Consider the following 17,055-nt stretch of genomic DNA (forward strand, 5'->3'; position numbering starts at 1 on the left):
CGTAGAGGATATGTTCTACCATTTTCCATACAGATACGAATATATAGGAGAATCCCAAGGCGGCAAAAGGGCGCTGACAGGTGTTTTTAAAGCCGGCGGCATCGTTATAACTAAAATAAAAAGCGCTTTACATGGCGTTGTTTTTCAGGCTGATTTCGGTCAGTTTTCTGCCATTTGGTTCCATTTTTCGGCAAAATTTCCGTCAAACGCTCTGAAAGAGGGCGATAAATACACTCTTTACGGTCAATCGGGCAATTTCAGCGGTATGGAGTCGATAATCCATCCGCAATTCATCAAAGAAGATGAAATGGGCGAGATAATTCCTGTTTACACACTGCCTAAGACCGTTGCGCTGAAAAGCTACTGTACGGCAGTCAAAGCCGCTCTGGAACGATACCTCGGGCTGGTGCCTGACTATCTGCCTGCAAGATACGAAATGAAATATAAATATCCCTCTGCAAAAGAGGCGCTGAAACAGATACATCTACCCGATTCTCCGTATGAGCTTCCGGCTCTGTCCGACAGAAGCCATCCGGCGTATCAGAGGTTCATCTATGAGGAACTTTTTTACCTCCAGATGGGACTTCTCTATAAAAAGAAGGCATATACCCGTCAGGAAGGCATACGCTTTGACATAAAGATGGAGTATCTTGAGTGGATAAAGAACCTTCTGCCGTTCAAGTTCACCCATGCCCAGAAAAAGGTCATGGCGGAGATATTCAACGATATGTCGGCAACGGGACAGATGAACAGGCTGGTTCAGGGGGACGTGGGAAGCGGTAAGACCATCGTTGCTTTCACGGCAGGACTTGTGGCGGTAAAAAACGGCTGGCAGGTGGCAGTAATCGCTCCCACAGAGGTTCTGGCGCGTCAGCACATGACCAACCTTGTTAAGCTTATTCAGGGCACAGACGTGACCGCAGCGCTTTTGACAGGCTCTATGACTGCCTCCGAAAAGAAACGCACCAAGGAAATGATAGCCGCAGGACATATGGATTTTGTGGTGGGAACTCACGCCGTGATTCAGGAGAATGCGGATTTTATGCGCCTCGGACTTGCCATAATCGACGAACAGCACCGTTTCGGTGTTGAGCAGAGAAAATCTCTGATAGAAAAGGGGTATATGCCGGATATCCTCCTTATGACGGCAACGCCGATTCCAAGGACTCTTGCGCTGTCGTTTTACGGCGACCTTGATATCAGTATAATAGACGAGATGCCTCCCGGACGGACACCTATAATAACGAAACACAGCAACAGAATAGAAGATGCGCACAAGCTCATTGCAGACGAGATTGCAAAGGGACATGGTGCATATGTGATATATCCGCTGATTGATATCAGCGAGAAAGTCGACCTTAAGGCGGCAACAGACGAATATGAGAACCTTTGCAAAGTTTTCGGCGAAGAGAACGTTGGGCTTTTGCACGGGCGGATGAAACACGAGCAAAAACAGCAGCTTATGGACGCTTTCAAAGACGGAAGTATCAAGATACTTGTTTCGACGACTGTTGTTGAGGTTGGCGTGGATGTTCCGCAGGCGACCGTCATGGTTATCGAAAACTCGGAGAGGTTCGGACTTTCGCAGCTCCACCAGCTCCGCGGGCGCGTTGGCAGAAGCCACAGACAATCTTACTGTATGCTCATGACCGGAAAAGAGGTCTCGGAAGAGGGCAGAGAGCGCATAAATGCCATGTGCAGGTATGCCGACGGCTTCCGTCTGAGCGAGATTGACCTTGAAATGCGCGGTCCGGGTGATTTCTTCGGAACCCGCCAGTCGGGACTTCCGGAGTTTCAGTTTTCAAATATCGTGCGTGATGTGAAAGTGCTCCAGCAGGCACGTCAGGATGCCGCAGAGGTGCTTGCGGACGATCCTTCACTTTCGATGTCGAAAAATGCTGTCATAAAACAGGTATTGGCGAAAAAATGGAAAAAGGAACTTGAATACATAGATATTGCCTGAGTGGTGTAATTATATTTGCTTTATATGTTATTGTGCGGTTTAATTGATGTATACACCAACGTTAGAGGAGGCAAACCCGATGCAGCTAATCAAACTAACAGAAGAACAGCTCAAAAATATCTGCTCCGGCATTAATTTGCAGAGAGCAGAGAATTATGTCGGGAAATTCCATAACTGTTCAGTTGACGGTTCCGTCATCAAAGGCACAATCAAAGGGAACCACGGGGATTATGAGGTAACCCTTGATGTGGGGAGTGACCCTATCGGCTACAGTTGCTCATGCGAGAACTCTAAAGAGCTTTTCTGTAAACATGCCGCAGCTCTTGGTCTCACCTACATATACACCCCTTGGGTATTTGCCAGCAAAACAAAACTTGATAGAAAAAAGCTTCAATCCACAAATGAAATACAGTTTTTTGTGAAAACTACGCCGTTGAAAGAGCTTCTCGACGAGCTTAAAAAAGCAAATGTCGGGCTTTCAACTCTCTCTGAGCTGACAGGAATTTCCATGCATCAGATATCTGTTATGGTCAAAGAGGATACGACCGGAAAACACCATGCATTGACGGATCCGTTAAAAATGTCGTGTATGTTTCTTCTTGAAAAATACGCTTAACTTAAAAGCCCTGTTAACTCAGGGCTTTTTTTTGAATAACATAAAGGATTAATATGACTGAAAACTCGAAAAACAAAGACCCGTTTCATGGAATCACGCTGGAGATGATAGTCAACAGGCTCGCAAAGCACTACGGCTGGGAAAAACTCGGCGAACTTATCACCATCAAATGCTTTATCAAAAATCAATCGGTGCCGTCGTGCCTGAAATTTCTGCGTCAGACACCCTGGGCAAGGGCTAAGGTCGAAGAACTTTATCTCGCAACCCCCTTTACGGACGAAGAACCTGTTAAAGTTAAAAAGGTGAAAAACAAGCCTCAGGAGAGCAATGCATAAATTAATGTCCTGCGTACACAATAACCTTGTAAAAACGGTCGAAATCTGATAGAAAATTGAAGTTTTGCCCATAGCGGTTCATCGGAGGATATTTTGGCTAAGAGAACAGACATTAAGTCTATCATGATAATAGGTTCCGGACCTATCGTCATCGGACAGGCATGCGAATTTGACTATTCGGGAACTCAGGCTGTAAAAGCACTGAAAGAAGAGGGTTACAGAGTTATCCTTATCAACTCTAACCCCGCTACCATCATGACAGATCCCGAAATAGCCGATGCTACATACATCGAACCCCTTAACGTTGAGATGGCTGAAAAAGTCATTGCTAAGGAGCGACCCGACGCAATTCTGCCCACTGTCGGCGGACAGACTGCACTTAACCTTGCGAAAGACCTTCATGCCGCAGGCGTTCTGGATAAATACAACGTCGAACTTATCGGCGCTAAAATTGATGCCATCGACAAGGCGGAAGACAGAGAACTGTTCAAACAGGCAATGAAAAAGATTGGGCTGACATTGCCCGAAAGTTACGTCGTCAATACATATCAGGATGCACTTGACTGCATTGACAAAATTGGCTTCCCCGCAATCATCCGCCCCTCGTTCACACTCGGCGGAACAGGCGGAAACGTTGCCTATAACATGGAAGAGTATAAAGAATATGTTGAGTGGGGGCTTGAAGCCTCACCTGTTACGGAAATTCTGGTTGAAGAATCCGTTCTCGGCTGGAAAGAGTACGAACTTGAGGTTATGCGCGACCTTAATGACAACGTTGTTATCATCTGCTCCATCGAAAACATAGACGCAATGGGCGTTCACACAGGAGACAGTATCACCGTTGCTCCCGCCCAGACGCTCACCGACAAAGAATATCAGATCATGCGTAACGCCGCCATCGCCGTTATCCGCGAGATAGGTGTTGATACGGGCGGTTCAAATGTCCAGTTTGCCGTTGACCCCAAAACCGGCAAACAGATCATCATCGAAATGAACCCCAGAGTTTCCAGAAGCTCCGCTCTTGCATCAAAAGCCACAGGCTTCCCCATTGCAAAAATAGCGGCAAAGCTGGCTGTAGGCTACACTCTGGACGAACTTAAAAACGATATTACCCTTAAGACCCCAGCGTCTTTTGAACCGACAATAGACTACTGTGTAACCAAATACCCCAGATTTACTTTTGAAAAATTCCCCGGTGCTGACAACACACTGACAACTCAGATGAAATCCGTAGGCGAGGCTATGGCTATCGGCAGAACTTTCAAAGAGTCCATCCAGAAGGCGATCAGCTCTCTTGAAATTGGAAAGTCCGGTTTTGATGAGGTTTTCAGCGACGAAGAGCGTAAAACAGAAGCCGCCATTGAGCAAATTAAAGCATTCCTCAGACGCCCCACAGCAGAGCGTATGTGGTATGTGGGCGAGGCTTTCAGAGCCGGATTCTCCGTTGCAGACGTTCACGAACTCTGCTTCATCGATCCGTGGTTCCTCGACAACATCAAACAGATAATAGATTTTGAATCTGAACTTAAAAAAATATCAATATCATCAATAGATGATGCAATGTTTCTTAAAGCAAAACAACTTGGTTTCAGTGATAAACGACTTGCAAAACTCATGAATTGCACTGAACTTGATGTTTGGGAGAAAACAAGAGGCAAAGCGGTCTATAAACGCGTGGATACATGCGGTGCCGAGTTTGAATCTTTCACTCCATATCTGTACAGCACATATGAAAAAGAGTGTGAAGCAGAACCCACTGATAGGAAAAAGATAATGATACTCGGCGGCGGTCCAAACCGTATCGGTCAGGGTATAGAGTTTGACTACTGCTGTGTTCATGCCTCATTCGCTCTGGAAGAGATGGGATTTGAAACTATCATGGTGAACTGTAACCCTGAGACGGTTTCAACCGACTACGACACTTCCGACAGGCTCTATTTTGAACCCCTTACAAGAGAGCATGTCTTAAACATTGTAGATAAAGAAAAACCTTTCGGCGTTATCGTGCAGTTCGGCGGTCAGACCCCCCTTAAACTGGCTGTACCGCTGGAAAAAGCAGGCGTTCCGATTCTGGGAACGTCACCCGACAGCATCGACATGGCGGAAGACAGGGAACGCTTCAAAGACCTGATAACCAGACTGAACATCAAACAACCGCCCAACGGCATCGCAAAGAACGCGGAGGATGCGTTCAGAATAGCCGAGGAAATAGGGTATCCCGTTGTTGTACGCCCCTCATACGTTCTCGGCGGTCGCGCAATGGAGATAGTTTATGACACCGAATCACTCCAGAACTATATGGTGTACGCGGTGAAAGCCAGCGAGGAACACCCTGTTCTGATAGACAAATATCTTCAGCATGCAACCGAGGTGGACGTTGACTCCATCAGCGACGGCGAGATAACTGTCATCGGTTCAATCATGCAGCATATTGAGGAAGCGGGAGTTCACTCCGGCGACTCTGCATGCTCCATTCCGTCCAGAACCATAAGCGATTCCGTACGCGCGAAACTTCTTGAACATACCAGAAATATCGCGAAAGAGCTTAAAGTTATCGGTTTGATGAACATCCAGTATGCCATCAAGGACGAAGAGATATATATGCTTGAGGTCAATCCCAGAGCATCCAGAACTATTCCCTATGTCAGCAAGACAATAGGTATCCCTCTTGCGAAAATGGCGGCAAAAGTCATGGCTGGCGCAAAACTGAAAGACCTAGGATTTACCAAAGAGGTGGATATCAACTACTTTACTGTTAAAGAGTCTGTATTCCCGTTCGTAAAATTCCCCGGAACCGACCTTGTTCTTGGACCGGAAATGAAATCCACTGGTGAGGTAATGGGCATCGACTCGCACTTTGGAAGTGCATTTTACAAAGCACAGATAGCCGCAGGCAATAAACTGCCCAAAAGCGGTAACGTGTTCATAAGCGTTAAGGATTCCGTTAAATCTGATATCCTTGGTGTTGCAAGAGAACTTGTTAAAACGGGCTTCAAACTGGTTTCAACATCGGGAACATATAACTTCCTGCGCGAAAACGGGCTTGAGGTGGAAAAACTTGCAAAAGTGCACGAAGGCATAAGACCCAACGTTGTTGACAAGATAAAAAACGGTGAAATAGCCTTTGTTATCAATATCCCTGAGGGTAAGAAATCCAGACTGGACAGCGAATCCATCAGAAGGACAATGCTGAGCTACAGCGTTCCTTATGTTACAACTGTTGAAGCGGCAAAAGCCTGTATGGTTGCCATAGCCGCAGGACAGAAAGGACTGACAGTCACACCCATTCAGGAATATTACAAAAGAGGCTGAAAATGAAAGGGAAGGTCGTTAAAAACCAACAGCTTAATGACAAATACTTTTTCCTTGAAATAAAATCCGAGGAGTTTGTTACACAGGCTCATGTCGGACAATTCGTTATGATAAAACCCGGCAGCCAGAACTATACCCACGACCCGCTTCTGCGCAGACCGCTGGGCATTGCCGATGTTAAAGACGGAAAGTTCAGCCTTGTGTATATGGTTGTGGGCAAAGGGACAAAACTGCTCAGCGAATTCCACGAAAACGGCATGATAGAGTTTTCAGCTCCCCTCGGCAACCGCTTCACCCTGCTTGAGAACAAGCGCGTAGCTCTCGTTGCCGGCGGAATAGGTATAGCTCCAGTTTACTGGCTTGCCAAAACACTGAAAAACCGCGGATGCGTGGTGGATCTGTATTACGGCGGGCGCACTGTTGACGATGTTGTGCTTCTTGAAGAACTGAAAGAGAACACAGATCACCTGATAGTCACAACCGATGACGGCTCTGCCGGGATCAAAGGCTATGTTACTCTGCCTTTTAAAGAAAACGTTGAAACATATGACATGGTATACACCTGCGGACCCAAACCGATGCTCCGTACCGTCAGCGAAATATGCATTAATGCCGACATTCCAGTGGAAGTTTCGCTGGATGAACGCATGGCATGCGGTCTGGGTGCCTGCCTTGGCTGTATCATCTATGTGAAAGAGGGCGACGAGATAGTGCAGAAGCGCTGCTGTGTGGAAGGTCCAGTTTTTGACGGAGCCACGATAGCATGGGACAAACTAATCTGATCTGGAGAATATTTTATGTCTGACAGACTTAAAACCGTCTTTTGCGGAATAGAATTCAAGAACCCTGTGATAACTGCCAGCGGAACTTTCGGCTATGGTCTGGAATACGCAAAACATATAGATATAAGCAAATTAGGCGGAATCTCCGTTAAAGGTATCTCGCTACGCGAAACTTTGGGAAACCCAATGCCGCGCATAATGGAGACAACATCCGGTATGTTGAATGCCATCGGGCTTCAGAACGTCGGCGTATATAAATTTATTAATGAAAAACTGCCGGAACTCAGAAAACACGACACAAAGATAATCGTTAACTTCTGGGGTAAAACCATTGATGAATATGTTGAAGTCGCACGCATCCTCGACGATGCTGACGTTGATATGCTTGAGATGAACATCTCATGTCCAAACATAAAAGAGGGCGGCATCGCATTCGGAACAGACCCGAAAATGACCTACGAAGTTACTTATAACGTCAAAAAAGCCCTTAAGAATAAACCTCTTATGGTGAAACTGTCGCCCAATGTGACAAACATAAGGGTTTACGCAAAAGCCTGTGAACAGGCGGGTGCAGATGCCATCAGCGCTATAAACACGCTTTTGGGCATGTCTGTGAATATCCATACTAAAAAACCGCATCTTTACAACGTGACAGGCGGACTTTCCGGTCCTGCCATCAAACCGGTTGCAATCCGAATGGTGCATGAAGCATTCCGCACCGTAAAGATACCGATAATGGGTATCGGCGGAATAATGGACTGGCGTGATGTGGTTGAGTTCGGACTTGTGGGTGCATCTGCCGTTCAGGTGGGTACGGCGAATTTCATTGATCCTGAAATTCCTTTAAAGATAATAGATGACCTTGATAAGTATATGATTGATAACAATATATCAAATTTCAGCGAACTAACGGGAACTGTTGATCTTAGCAGATAAGAAGAGGGCGGGTTAAAAACCCGCCCGTTTTGTTTCTATACCTTGATATCCACATCCATTCCGAGAAGTTTTTCATATTTTTCAATGACCGGAATAACCTCCTCACCGAGGAATTGGTCAACCTGTTCCGGTGCGCGCCCGACGAATTTTATCGGGTCTAGCAGAGCCATTATTTCCTCTTTGTTCAGAGGAACGTCTTTGTCAGCTGCCAGCCTGTCGAGAAGGTCGTTGTCCTTACCCTCCATCTTGACGCGTTTGCCCGCTTCCATAGAGTTAACACGGATAACTTCGTGCATAACCTGTCTGTCGGCGCCGCGTTTGACTGATTCCATGATTATGTTCTCTGTCGCCATGAAGGGGAGTTCCTCCATAACGCGTTTGGTAATCATTTTTTCATAAACGACCATGCCGTCAGTGATGTTGTAAAGCAGTTCGAGTATAGCGTCGATGGCAAGGAACGCCTCGGATATGCCGATACGTCTGTTTGCAGAGTCGTCCAGAGTTCTTTCAAACCACTGCGTAGCGTGTGTCATATAAGGGTTCATGCTTAGCGCTATCACATGGCGGGAGAGGGAGCATACGCGCTCGCTTCTCATGGGGTTGCGTTTGTATGCCATTGCGCTGGAACCTATCTGATTTTTTTCAAAAGGCTCCTCTATCTCTTTAAGGTTGGCAAGCAGACGCAGATCGGTCGCCATTTTGTGCGCTGATTCAGCTATTGAGGCGAGAACTGTAAGCACTCTTGTGTCTTGTTTGCGGGTATATGTCTGACCTGTGATGGTCAAAACCTTATCAAATCCCATTTTCTTTGATACGGTTTCATCCAGTCTGCGTACTTTTGCATGATCACCGTTGAAAAGGTGAAGGAAGGATGCCTGAGTTCCTGTGGTACCTTTAACACCTCTGAAACGAAGATTTTCATGAGCAAATTCAAGCGCTTCAAAGTCCAGAACAAAATCCTGAAGCCAGAGGCATGCGCGCTTGCCGACAGTGGTAAGCTGTGCCGGCTGGAAGTGTGTAAAGCCCAGTGTGGGCATGTTTTTATATTTGAGAGCGAATTTCTTCATGTTATCCATGACGTTGACCATCTTTTTGCGGACGATCTCAAGCCCTTCTTTAAGAACGATAACGTCTGTATTATCACCGACAAACGCGCTTGTTGCGCCGAGGTGGATAATAGGCATTGCTTTGGGGCAGCACTCGCCGTATGTGTGGACGTGCGCCATAACATCGTGGCGGAATTTACGCTCCATCTGGGCGGCATATTCAAAATCTATGTTCTCGATATTAGCCTTCAGTTCGGCTATCTGTTCGTCTGTGATGTTAAGTCCCTGTTCCTGCTCTGATTCAGCAAGGGCAACCCAGAGCTTGCGCCATGTGGTGAATTTCTTGTGGGGAGAAAAGAGATAGAGCATCTCAGGGCTGGCGTATCTCTCCTGAAGCGGGTTTGAATAGCTTTTGTAATCTTTCATCATACTCCTCTGTTAACCGTTGATTATCTTATCCGCCCAGAGACGGGCGTTATATTTTATCTTGTCTTCATCCATTGTTTGAATAACTCTATTTTTCATCAGGCATTTGCCGTTTACATACATTGCCGTTACATCAGATGCCGATGCGGAATAGACGAGGTGGGAAACCGGATTGAAAACCGGCGTGGTTTTCGGGCTGTCAAAGGATACCACTATGAAATCAGCCTTGTTTCCTTTCTTAAGTTCGCCTGTGCCTGCTATACCAAGAGCATTTGCACCGCCTGTGGTTGCCATATGCAGAACTGTTTCGGCGGAAAGGGCGGTAGCATCTCTCAAAACGCCTTTATGCACCAGCGCAACACTGCGCATTTCATCTATCATATCAAGGTCGTTGTTACTGGCTGCTCCGTCGGTGCCTATGGTAACATTTATCCCGGCATCCATCATCTGTTTGACAGGTGCAAAACCGTTTGCAAGCTTCATATTGCTCTGGATACAGTGTGCAACGCTGACATTCTTTTCACCCATCAGTGCTATTTCTTCTTCGCTAAGTTGAACGCAGTGGGCAAAAATGCTTTTGATGTCAAAGGCTCCGGTCTCATTCATTATCTGAACGGTGGTTTTGCCGTGTTTCGCCAGAGAATCTGCTGATTCGTTTGCCGCCTCCATCAGGTGCGTATGCAGAAGCAGGTCGTGCTTGCCGCAGAAATCAACGCATTTAACGTAGTTTTCAGGGCTTACGGTGTATGGGGCGTGGGGGCAAAGAGAAACTGACACGTTCTCATCGTTCTTATATTTAATGTAAAGATCTGATGCTTTAGCTATATAATCGTCAGCGCCCGTTCCGAACTTCGTAGCGAAATCAAGAACGCCGACACCGATTATGCCTTTCAGTCCGCTCTTTTTAAGTGATGTCGCAATGTGGTCTGAAAGAAAATACATGTCATTGGAAAGAGTTGTGCCGCTTTTTATCATCTCGATGGCGGCAAGGTCGCTCGCAGCCTGTATAAACTCCGGAGAGAGCCATTTTGCTTCGGCTGGCCATATGTGGTTCTGGAGCCATTCCATAAGCGGCAGATCGTCCGCCATGCCCCTGAAAAGCCCCATAGGAAGGTGCGTGTGAGTATTCACAAGTCCGGGGAAAATAGCTGAATTGCTGAAAACTTCTATTTTATAATCGTCTGCCGGGATTTCCGCAATGCCTGTTATAGTGCCGTTTTCTGCAAGAAGGTGTGTGTTGGTGTGTATCTTGTTGTTATAATAGACATAATCTGCATAGTATGCTGTTTTTGTCATTTCATACCCTCCAGAATATTGATTATCTCGCGCGGACTATTCACTGTGAAGTCAGGTTTGACCTCACTCACAGTACCATAGCCGAAAGTGCAAAAGCAAGTTTTTACCCCTGCATAGAAGCCTGATTCAATATCTGTATGGTTGTCGCCGATCATTATAGTATTGGATTTTTCTGCACCGTAGTCTTTAACAATGTTTTCAACGGGAACAGGGGAGGGTTTTTTAACGCCGAAACTGTCGCCGCCGTACCATTTGTCGAAATACCTGTCTATACCGTAATGCTGTACAAGTCCGCCCGTAAGTGAGGCTATTTTATTAGAAAGAATAACAGTTTTGATATTATTATTTTTCAGATACTTGAATATCTCGTCATAACCATCTATTACTTTGGTATTAACTGTCATTTTTGCTGAATAAAGCTTACGAAAATAGGTTTCCATTTCATCTTTGAAATTTTCTTCTCCGGCGGCGCGTATTACGAGCCTGCGGATTCCATCACCCACAAAACTTCTTGTCACATCAATAGAAAATCTTTTCAGACCAAAATGATTCATTGTATCGTCAAGACATTCGTGCATATCCTGCAGGGTGTCGAGAATAGTTCCGTCCAAATCAAATATTGCAAGGATCATAAATTCCCCCGAAATTATTAAATAAGTAGGCTTTTTGGGTTTTCAGTTATAGTATTTCTATAGCTGGTAGTCAATATGATAAGGCGGTGATATAAGACTTTATGCATGAATGGCTTCTTCAATACGGATACTTTTCGATGTTTCTGCTGGCGTTTCTCGCATCAACTGCGCTTCCGCTCGCTTCGGAATGGCTTCTGGTGGCGCTGGTCATAAAAGGGTTAAACCCTGTTCTGCTGCTTACATGCGCGGTTTCAGGCAACTATCTTGGTGCCTGCACGACTTATGCAATAGGCTTTTACGGAAGTGATTACGCTATCCGAAAGATACTGAAAATCAGCGATGAGAGCAGGGTAAAAGCCGAACGGATCTATAACAAATACGGTGCGATATCGCTTCTTTTCTCGTGGGTGCCTGTGATAGGCGACCCGCTGTGCCTTGTGGGCGGGCTTTTCAAAATGCACTTTATCAAATATTCCGTGCTTGTCCTTATCGGAAAATTTATCCGTTATGCCGCAACGGTCTGGCTCACACTGAAAGGTACGGAAACCTTTATTCAGTAGGTTCTTTCTTTGTTTTCCAGAGAGAAAAAACAACTCCGGACGCCAGAAGCAGTATTGTTATAAACAGCGACTGGAGAGAAGAAAAATGATACCAGCCAAGCACTTCACCTATAAATATCTTCGATCCAATGAACACAAGTACAAGTGAAAGGGTGTATTTGAGATAGTAAAAACGCTTTATCATTGCTGCCAGGGCAAAATAGAGAGCCCTTAAACCGAGGATGGCAAATATATTACTGGTATAAACGACGTAAGGGTCTGTAGTAATAGTAAATACCGCCGGAACAGAGTCAACCGCAAAGATAACGTCCGCAAACTCGACCATGAGCAGAGCCACAAAAAGAGGCGTACAGTAAACTTGGAGTTTTCCGGTTTCCGGATGCGGTTCCTTAATAAAGAAATCGTGTCCGTGAAGGTGATCTGTTATTCTGAGATGTTTGCGCAGAAATTTCAGAATAGCATTGTCAGAGAGGTCGTCGTCGTCCCCCGTCTCTTTATTGAAAAGCATCTTGATACCTGTGTATATAAGGAAGAGGGCGAAGATGTACAGAATCCATTCAAAACGGCTCACAAGTGCCGAACCCAGACCTATCATTATACCGCGGAGGATTATGACCCCAAGAATACCCCAGAAAAGCACTCTGTGCTGATATTTTGGAGGGGTTTTAAAATAACCGAATATCATGGCTATTACAAAAATGTTATCCATCGCGAGGGATTTTTCCACAACAAAGCCTGTCAGATAGTTGAATCCGCTGTCGTGACCGAACTTCCACCATACCCAGACGCCGAATAAAAGCCCTATGGCTATGTAGAATACAGACATTTTAAGACTTTCAGTAACGCCTATCTCATGGTCTTTTTTGTTGAAAAGCCCCAAATCCAGTATGAGAAGAAAAATGACAATTGCAAAAAAGAGAATCCATGACCAGATTGGTTTAGACATAACCGTTATAAATAGAAAATCCACAGCAAATACCCTCTGAAAATAATGTGTAAGACAATCTAATCCAGTTCCGGTTCAAACGCAAACACATTTCATTCCAGTTTATTTAACATAATATATCTTATAGGACGTAAACCTGTTATCAGGGGACAGGTGGAAATAACCTGAAACCCCTGATTATATTGGATTGCCCTGTTTTAGTGATTTGCGCAGTAGCTGTTGAAGATTCCGTTAAGGAATTTTACATTTTTGAATGTGTTTGTGTTGGCTCTTGAGAATTCAGACTCGTCCACTTTTACATATTGAGCTTTCAGACCTTTATATTCATTCCTGTCCTGCGGCGGCATCGGGTTCTTGTTCATAGGTCCAATTTGGTAGATATATACGTCGGGTTTGCCTGCAACCACAGTTTCTATACCTGTTTTGAATACTTTTTTCTTTTCATTGACAGTCATATATCCGCCAGCTCTTGTCACCATATCGCTTACGATACTGTCTGTTCCTGCTGACATCAGCGGCGTCTGAGACACCTCAAAAAATACGCTTACCTTGCATGCTGGTTTTTTCAGCCCGCTGATTTCCGTTTTAAGCGACTTTTCCAGCTCGTCGGCTATGTCAGCCTTTCCGAACTCTTTTCCTAAGTCTCTCACCGCCATTAAAATCTCCGCCAGATTGTTCGGATCGTATGCATAGGTTCGGATGTTAAGCGCAGCTTTTATTTCATCTGTGAAATATTTTCCGTTTCCGGCAATGAGCAAATCAGGCTTTAATGATTTGATGATTTCGATATTTGGCTTAAGATGCGTTCCGACTTCGACAGCTTTCGGGAAACCTTCCAGATTCTTTGTTATGCCGACAATTTTATCTTCAGCGCCAAGCTTATGAATTATATCTCCGGCTGCCGGAGCAAGAATCACTACCCTTTCAGCAGCAAAAGCGCTAAATGATGAAAGAATAATCGCGGAAATTAGGAGAAACCTTAACATTATAAACCTCTTCTATGATAATTGGAGTTACTTCATTGTTTGATATATCATAAAGTATCTGTCCGTCCTTCATGAATATCAGTCGTTTGAAATATCTCATTGCGAGATTTATGTCATGCATGGTCGCAACTACTGTTTTCATTGTATCTTCAATGATATTCATTATTTCCAGAGAGTGTCTTATGTCCAGCATGCTCACCGGTTCGTCAAGAAACAGGAAAGGAGTTTCCTGGTTGAAAGCCCGCGCAAGCAGAACGCGTCTTTTCTCTCCGCCCGAAAGTTCATTGAGGCGTTTGTCCTTGTATTTAACGATGTCGAAAAGAGTAAGTTTCTCAATGGTCTTTTCATCATCTTTTCTGCTGTATTTCCCACTGCACATTCTGAATCTGCCCATTCGGACTATTTCAAACACCGTAAAAGGGAAAGCCACGTCCGGATTCTGTGCAAACAGAGCGAACATTTTCGCCCTATCCTCCATGGACATGCTTTTCAGCGGTCTGTCCATGTAGGAAACGTTTAATTCTGAATCTAGCAAACCACAGCTATAATTTATAAAAGTGCTTTTACCACAGCCATTTTCACCAAGTATTGCAACTTTATCATGTGTTCTTATTGATAAATCATTTATATCAAGCGCAAAATCATTTCTTTTATAGTATATTTTGCCGTATTTAATCATGCCACATCTCCGCACGGCGCTTGACCAGAATGTAAAAGAAGAAGATGCCGCCTATAACCGCAGTGACAATACCGACAGGCAGTTCCGCTCCGGAACTTATGGCAGACCGTGCAAAAGTGTCGGCTCCCAAAAGCAAAAGACCACCGAATATCATTGAATAATAAAGGTTTGTCTTCATATCAGGTCGGAATATACTGCGGGCAATATGAGGAACTATCAGTCCGACAAAACCTATAAGACCGCTGTAACTTACTGCCACAGAAACAAGTATTGTAGCCGTAACAAACGCTCCCGCCCTTTCCTTTCTGATGTTTACACCACCTGTTCTTGCTGTGCTGTCATCAAAGACCAGCATATCAAGCACAGCTGCGCGCCCGTTCAGATACATGAAAGCTGCTGTAAGTACCAGAAAAACAATAGCAAGTTCGTAATAATCTATATAGCTGAAACCGCCCATGAGCCAGAAGACCACGGATGAAAGTGATTCGTCGAAATAGAATTTTATGAATCCCATTATGGATGATGCCACTATATTAACTATTACACCGCAAAGTATCATTGTGACTGCGCCTTTTGCGCCACCGGAAAGTTTATAGACCAGCCAGAGTCCAAGAATACCTGTCAGAAATGCGAATGGAGGAACATATACGGGTGAAAAACCCGCTGCGATGGCAAAAACAGCACCCAGCGCAGAAGAAGATGCCGCTCCTGTGGTGAAGCTGTCTGCAAGTGGATTTCGCAGCACAAGCTGATACACTGAGCCTGACAGCCCAAGCATCGCTCCGATCAGAAATGAAAAAACAGCTCTCGGCAGCCTAAGGTTTGTTATGATGTCAAAATTATCGCCGCTTAAGATGTCCAGCTTAACAGAGCCGAAAAACAACGATGACGCTATAGCGATTATAACAAACAGCAGCCAGAGATATCTCATGGCTCCATCTCCTTTACAATGTACAAACAGAGCCAGAACAAAAAGCCTGCTATCAGTGCGGATATGCCGAAATTCAACATATATGATGCTTCTGTACCTATCACAGAGCCGCGTATGAGAGTTGTCGTGTATGTCATTGGGAAAATGTGTGCAAGATACTTAACAACTAAAGGCATTTTTTCAACGGGATAAAATGTGCCTGAAAGAAATATCATAGGCGTTATAACAAACGCATTCACTGCGAACTGGTCACCGTGGTTTTTGACCTTAAGCGCGACAGCTATACCCATCAGCGAAAAGATAATAAGGTGCATCAGCAGTGCCGGAATCATCACCAGCGACGGAATATGCCTCATACCTGCGATGTAACCGTATATCAATATTATGATAACCGGGATAAGTCCTTTGATTATGCCGTAAATCACCTCTCCGGTGATTATCTCCCATCTGCCGACGGGTGCAAGAAGATATTCGTCGAATGTCTTGAAATAGAAACGTGAGATGTTGATATCACTGGATATTCCATAGCTCTGGTTCATGCTGGTCATAGCTATGAGACCAGGGATCAGGAAGTCTATGTATCCTGTCTGTCCGACTGTGGAGTTTCTGCCTATGCCGTATCCGAACGCCAGAAGAAACAGGAGCGGCGATACAGACGATGCTAAGATATTGCGGTATATACGGCTTTTCAACACTCTCATTTCGCGGTAGAGTACACCTATTATGCCGTTCATGCGTCTATCCTTCGTCCGGTTATTTTAAGATACACATCCTCAAGTGTCACTTCCCGCACCTTGGCTTCTTCGGTTATCTTTTCAAGGGTATTTATTGCTTCATGACGTGTTTCGAAATAGATAGTTTCTATTTCATTTTCTTTATAAACATCAAGCGCATACTTGCCTATGGTATTTTTCAGCTCTTTTGTTTTTCCCTCAGCGGCTATTTTTCCGCTGTCCATGATTATAACACGGTCAGAGAGCATCTCCGCCTCTTCAATGTAGTGAGTGGTCATGACAACTGTGCATCCGTGGTTTTTGTTTATTGAGCGGATGAAATTCCAGAGAGTTCTGCGGACGCTTGCGTCCAGTCCGGTGGTGGGTTCGTCAAGAAAAAGCACTTTCGGGTTATGCAGAAGTGCGCGTGCTATCACCAGCCTGCGCTTCATACCGCCTGAAAGCTTTTCCGCGGTCTTGTCCTTGTGGTCTCCAAGTCCTGAAAAATCGAGCGCGCCGCTCACAGCCTTTTGAATATCTTTTATTCCGAATAGTTTGCAGTGTACTATCAGGTTCTCTTCAACTGTAAGGTCACGGTCTACGTTGTTGTGCTGAGGAACCACGCCAATCTCTCTTTTTATATTGTTGTCATCGGCGCTGAATACCTTTCCGTTATAAAGAATTTTCCCTGATGTCGGGCGCGAAAGTCCGGTCAGCATGTTCACGGTGGTTGTCTTCCCTGCTCCGTTGGGTCCAAGAAGAGCAACGGATTCTCCCGTACCGACAGATAGCGAAATACCGTCCACAGCGGCTTTTTTGTCGAATTTCTTCACAAGCTCAACAGCTTCAATCAACATTAATTCTCCTTCATACAAAAACCTATTGTATAAGAGTGA

At 45.0% G+C, this 17,055-nt stretch carries 16 protein-coding genes; 7 read left to right on the top strand and 9 right to left on the bottom strand.

The features are described 5' to 3' along the window. The 6 genes from recG to LRY47_RS05015 form a co-directional block, all read left to right on the top strand. The coding region (gene recG / locus LRY47_RS04990; protein ID WP_295223128.1) for an ATP-dependent DNA helicase RecG at positions 1-1,963 on the top strand (1,963 nt) is incomplete at its 5' end. A 79-nt stretch (positions 1,964-2,042) separates the two neighbouring features. Further along, positions 2,043-2,579, top strand: a complete 537-nt coding sequence (locus LRY47_RS04995; RefSeq protein ID WP_295223130.1) for an SWIM zinc finger family protein — start codon at positions 2,043-2,045, stop codon at positions 2,577-2,579. A 53-nt stretch (positions 2,580-2,632) separates the two neighbouring features. After that, a complete protein-coding gene (locus LRY47_RS05000; protein ID WP_295223132.1) occupies positions 2,633-2,914 on the top strand; it encodes a VF530 family protein in 282 nt (93 codons plus the stop codon). 93 nt (positions 2,915-3,007) lie between these two features. Then, positions 3,008-6,226, top strand: coding sequence for a carbamoyl-phosphate synthase large subunit (gene carB / locus LRY47_RS05005; RefSeq protein ID WP_295223134.1), 3,219 nt, complete (start codon positions 3,008-3,010; stop codon positions 6,224-6,226). A gap of 2 nt (positions 6,227-6,228) precedes the next feature. Then, positions 6,229-7,008: a dihydroorotate dehydrogenase electron transfer subunit gene (locus tag LRY47_RS05010; protein ID WP_295223136.1), complete on the top strand. Its 780-nt coding sequence runs from the start codon at positions 6,229-6,231 to the stop codon at positions 7,006-7,008. A 15-nt stretch (positions 7,009-7,023) separates the two neighbouring features. Next, positions 7,024-7,944: a dihydroorotate dehydrogenase gene (locus LRY47_RS05015; protein ID WP_295223137.1), complete on the top strand. Its 921-nt coding sequence runs from the start codon at positions 7,024-7,026 to the stop codon at positions 7,942-7,944. A 35-nt stretch (positions 7,945-7,979) separates the two neighbouring features. On the opposite strand, the gene purB is transcribed toward LRY47_RS05015, so the two are convergent. The 3 genes from purB to LRY47_RS05030 are packed head-to-tail and all read right to left on the bottom strand — an operon-like array spanning position 7,980 to position 11,344. Beyond that, positions 7,980-9,416 carry an adenylosuccinate lyase gene (gene purB / locus LRY47_RS05020; RefSeq protein ID WP_295223138.1) on the bottom strand — a complete coding sequence of 479 codons (1,437 nt, stop codon included), beginning with the start codon at positions 9,414-9,416 and terminating at the stop codon, positions 7,980-7,982. A gap of 12 nt (positions 9,417-9,428) precedes the next feature. After that, positions 9,429-10,712, bottom strand: a complete 1,284-nt coding sequence (locus LRY47_RS05025) for an amidohydrolase family protein (protein WP_295223139.1) — start codon at positions 10,710-10,712, stop codon at positions 9,429-9,431. Next, positions 10,709-11,344 (bottom strand): HAD-IA family hydrolase, encoded by a 636-nt coding sequence (locus LRY47_RS05030; RefSeq protein WP_295223141.1) that lies wholly within the window; start codon positions 11,342-11,344, stop codon positions 10,709-10,711. The genes LRY47_RS05025 and LRY47_RS05030 overlap by 4 nt, the downstream gene beginning before the upstream one ends. A 101-nt stretch (positions 11,345-11,445) precedes the next feature. Between LRY47_RS05030 and LRY47_RS05035 the strand changes: the two genes are divergently transcribed. After that, the gene (locus LRY47_RS05035) at positions 11,446-11,904 is read left to right on the top strand and encodes a YqaA family protein (RefSeq protein WP_295223143.1); all 459 of its coding nucleotides are present in this window, start codon (positions 11,446-11,448) and stop codon (positions 11,902-11,904) included. Here LRY47_RS05035 and LRY47_RS05040 read toward each other — a convergent pair. The 6 genes from LRY47_RS05040 to LRY47_RS05065 form a co-directional block, all read right to left on the bottom strand. Further along, on the bottom strand, positions 11,894-12,874 hold the full coding sequence (locus LRY47_RS05040; protein WP_295223144.1) for a TerC family protein: 981 nt from the start codon (positions 12,872-12,874) through the stop codon (positions 11,894-11,896). The two genes, LRY47_RS05035 and LRY47_RS05040, sit on opposite strands and share 11 nt — an antisense overlap. 173 nt (positions 12,875-13,047) lie before the next feature. After that, complete coding sequence (locus LRY47_RS05045) at positions 13,048-13,836, bottom strand: ABC transporter substrate-binding protein (RefSeq protein WP_295223146.1); 789 nt, start codon at positions 13,834-13,836, stop codon at positions 13,048-13,050. Further along, a complete protein-coding gene (locus LRY47_RS05050; protein WP_295223148.1) occupies positions 13,790-14,515 on the bottom strand; it encodes an ABC transporter ATP-binding protein in 726 nt (241 codons plus the stop codon). Before LRY47_RS05050 ends, LRY47_RS05045 begins: the two co-directional genes overlap by 47 nt. Then, the gene (locus LRY47_RS05055) at positions 14,508-15,446 is read right to left on the bottom strand and encodes an iron ABC transporter permease (RefSeq protein WP_295223150.1); all 939 of its coding nucleotides are present in this window, start codon (positions 15,444-15,446) and stop codon (positions 14,508-14,510) included. The genes LRY47_RS05050 and LRY47_RS05055 overlap by 8 nt, the downstream gene beginning before the upstream one ends. Beyond that, positions 15,443-16,180, bottom strand: coding sequence for an ABC transporter permease (locus LRY47_RS05060; protein ID WP_295223152.1), 738 nt, complete (start codon positions 16,178-16,180; stop codon positions 15,443-15,445). The genes LRY47_RS05055 and LRY47_RS05060 overlap by 4 nt, the downstream gene beginning before the upstream one ends. After that, the gene (locus LRY47_RS05065) at positions 16,177-17,016 is read right to left on the bottom strand and encodes an ABC transporter ATP-binding protein (protein ID WP_295223154.1); all 840 of its coding nucleotides are present in this window, start codon (positions 17,014-17,016) and stop codon (positions 16,177-16,179) included. Before LRY47_RS05065 ends, LRY47_RS05060 begins: the two co-directional genes overlap by 4 nt. Positions 17,017-17,055 lie beyond the last annotated feature (39 nt).

This window comes from Seleniivibrio sp. (assembly GCF_021209385.1).
In the GTDB taxonomy this organism is placed as follows: Bacteria; Chrysiogenota; Deferribacteres; order Deferribacterales; family Geovibrionaceae; genus Seleniivibrio.

What these genes read in the sequence shown, in the direction of transcription:
- LRY47_RS05015 (WP_295223137.1), top strand. Translation starts at nt 7,024, where the DNA reads ATGTCTGACAGACTTAAAACCGTCTTTTGCGGAATAGAATTCAAGAAC.
- LRY47_RS05065 (WP_295223154.1), bottom strand. Translation starts at nt 17,016, where the DNA reads ATGTTGATTGAAGCTGTTGAGCTTGTGAAGAAATTCGACAAAAAAGCC.
- LRY47_RS04995 (WP_295223130.1), top strand. Translation starts at nt 2,043, where the DNA reads ATGCAGCTAATCAAACTAACAGAAGAACAGCTCAAAAATATCTGCTCC.
- LRY47_RS05035 (WP_295223143.1), top strand. Translation starts at nt 11,446, where the DNA reads ATGCATGAATGGCTTCTTCAATACGGATACTTTTCGATGTTTCTGCTG.
- LRY47_RS05060 (WP_295223152.1), bottom strand. Translation starts at nt 16,180, where the DNA reads ATGAACGGCATAATAGGTGTACTCTACCGCGAAATGAGAGTGTTGAAA.
- LRY47_RS05010 (WP_295223136.1), top strand. Translation starts at nt 6,229, where the DNA reads ATGAAAGGGAAGGTCGTTAAAAACCAACAGCTTAATGACAAATACTTT.
- purB (WP_295223138.1), bottom strand. Translation starts at nt 9,416, where the DNA reads ATGAAAGATTACAAAAGCTATTCAAACCCGCTTCAGGAGAGATACGCC.
- LRY47_RS05050 (WP_295223148.1), bottom strand. Translation starts at nt 14,515, where the DNA reads ATGATTAAATACGGCAAAATATACTATAAAAGAAATGATTTTGCGCTT.
- LRY47_RS05030 (WP_295223141.1), bottom strand. Translation starts at nt 11,344, where the DNA reads ATGATCCTTGCAATATTTGATTTGGACGGAACTATTCTCGACACCCTG.
- LRY47_RS05000 (WP_295223132.1), top strand. Translation starts at nt 2,633, where the DNA reads ATGACTGAAAACTCGAAAAACAAAGACCCGTTTCATGGAATCACGCTG.
- LRY47_RS05025 (WP_295223139.1), bottom strand. Translation starts at nt 10,712, where the DNA reads ATGACAAAAACAGCATACTATGCAGATTATGTCTATTATAACAACAAG.
- LRY47_RS05045 (WP_295223146.1), bottom strand. Translation starts at nt 13,836, where the DNA reads ATGTTAAGGTTTCTCCTAATTTCCGCGATTATTCTTTCATCATTTAGC.
- LRY47_RS05055 (WP_295223150.1), bottom strand. Translation starts at nt 15,446, where the DNA reads ATGAGATATCTCTGGCTGCTGTTTGTTATAATCGCTATAGCGTCATCG.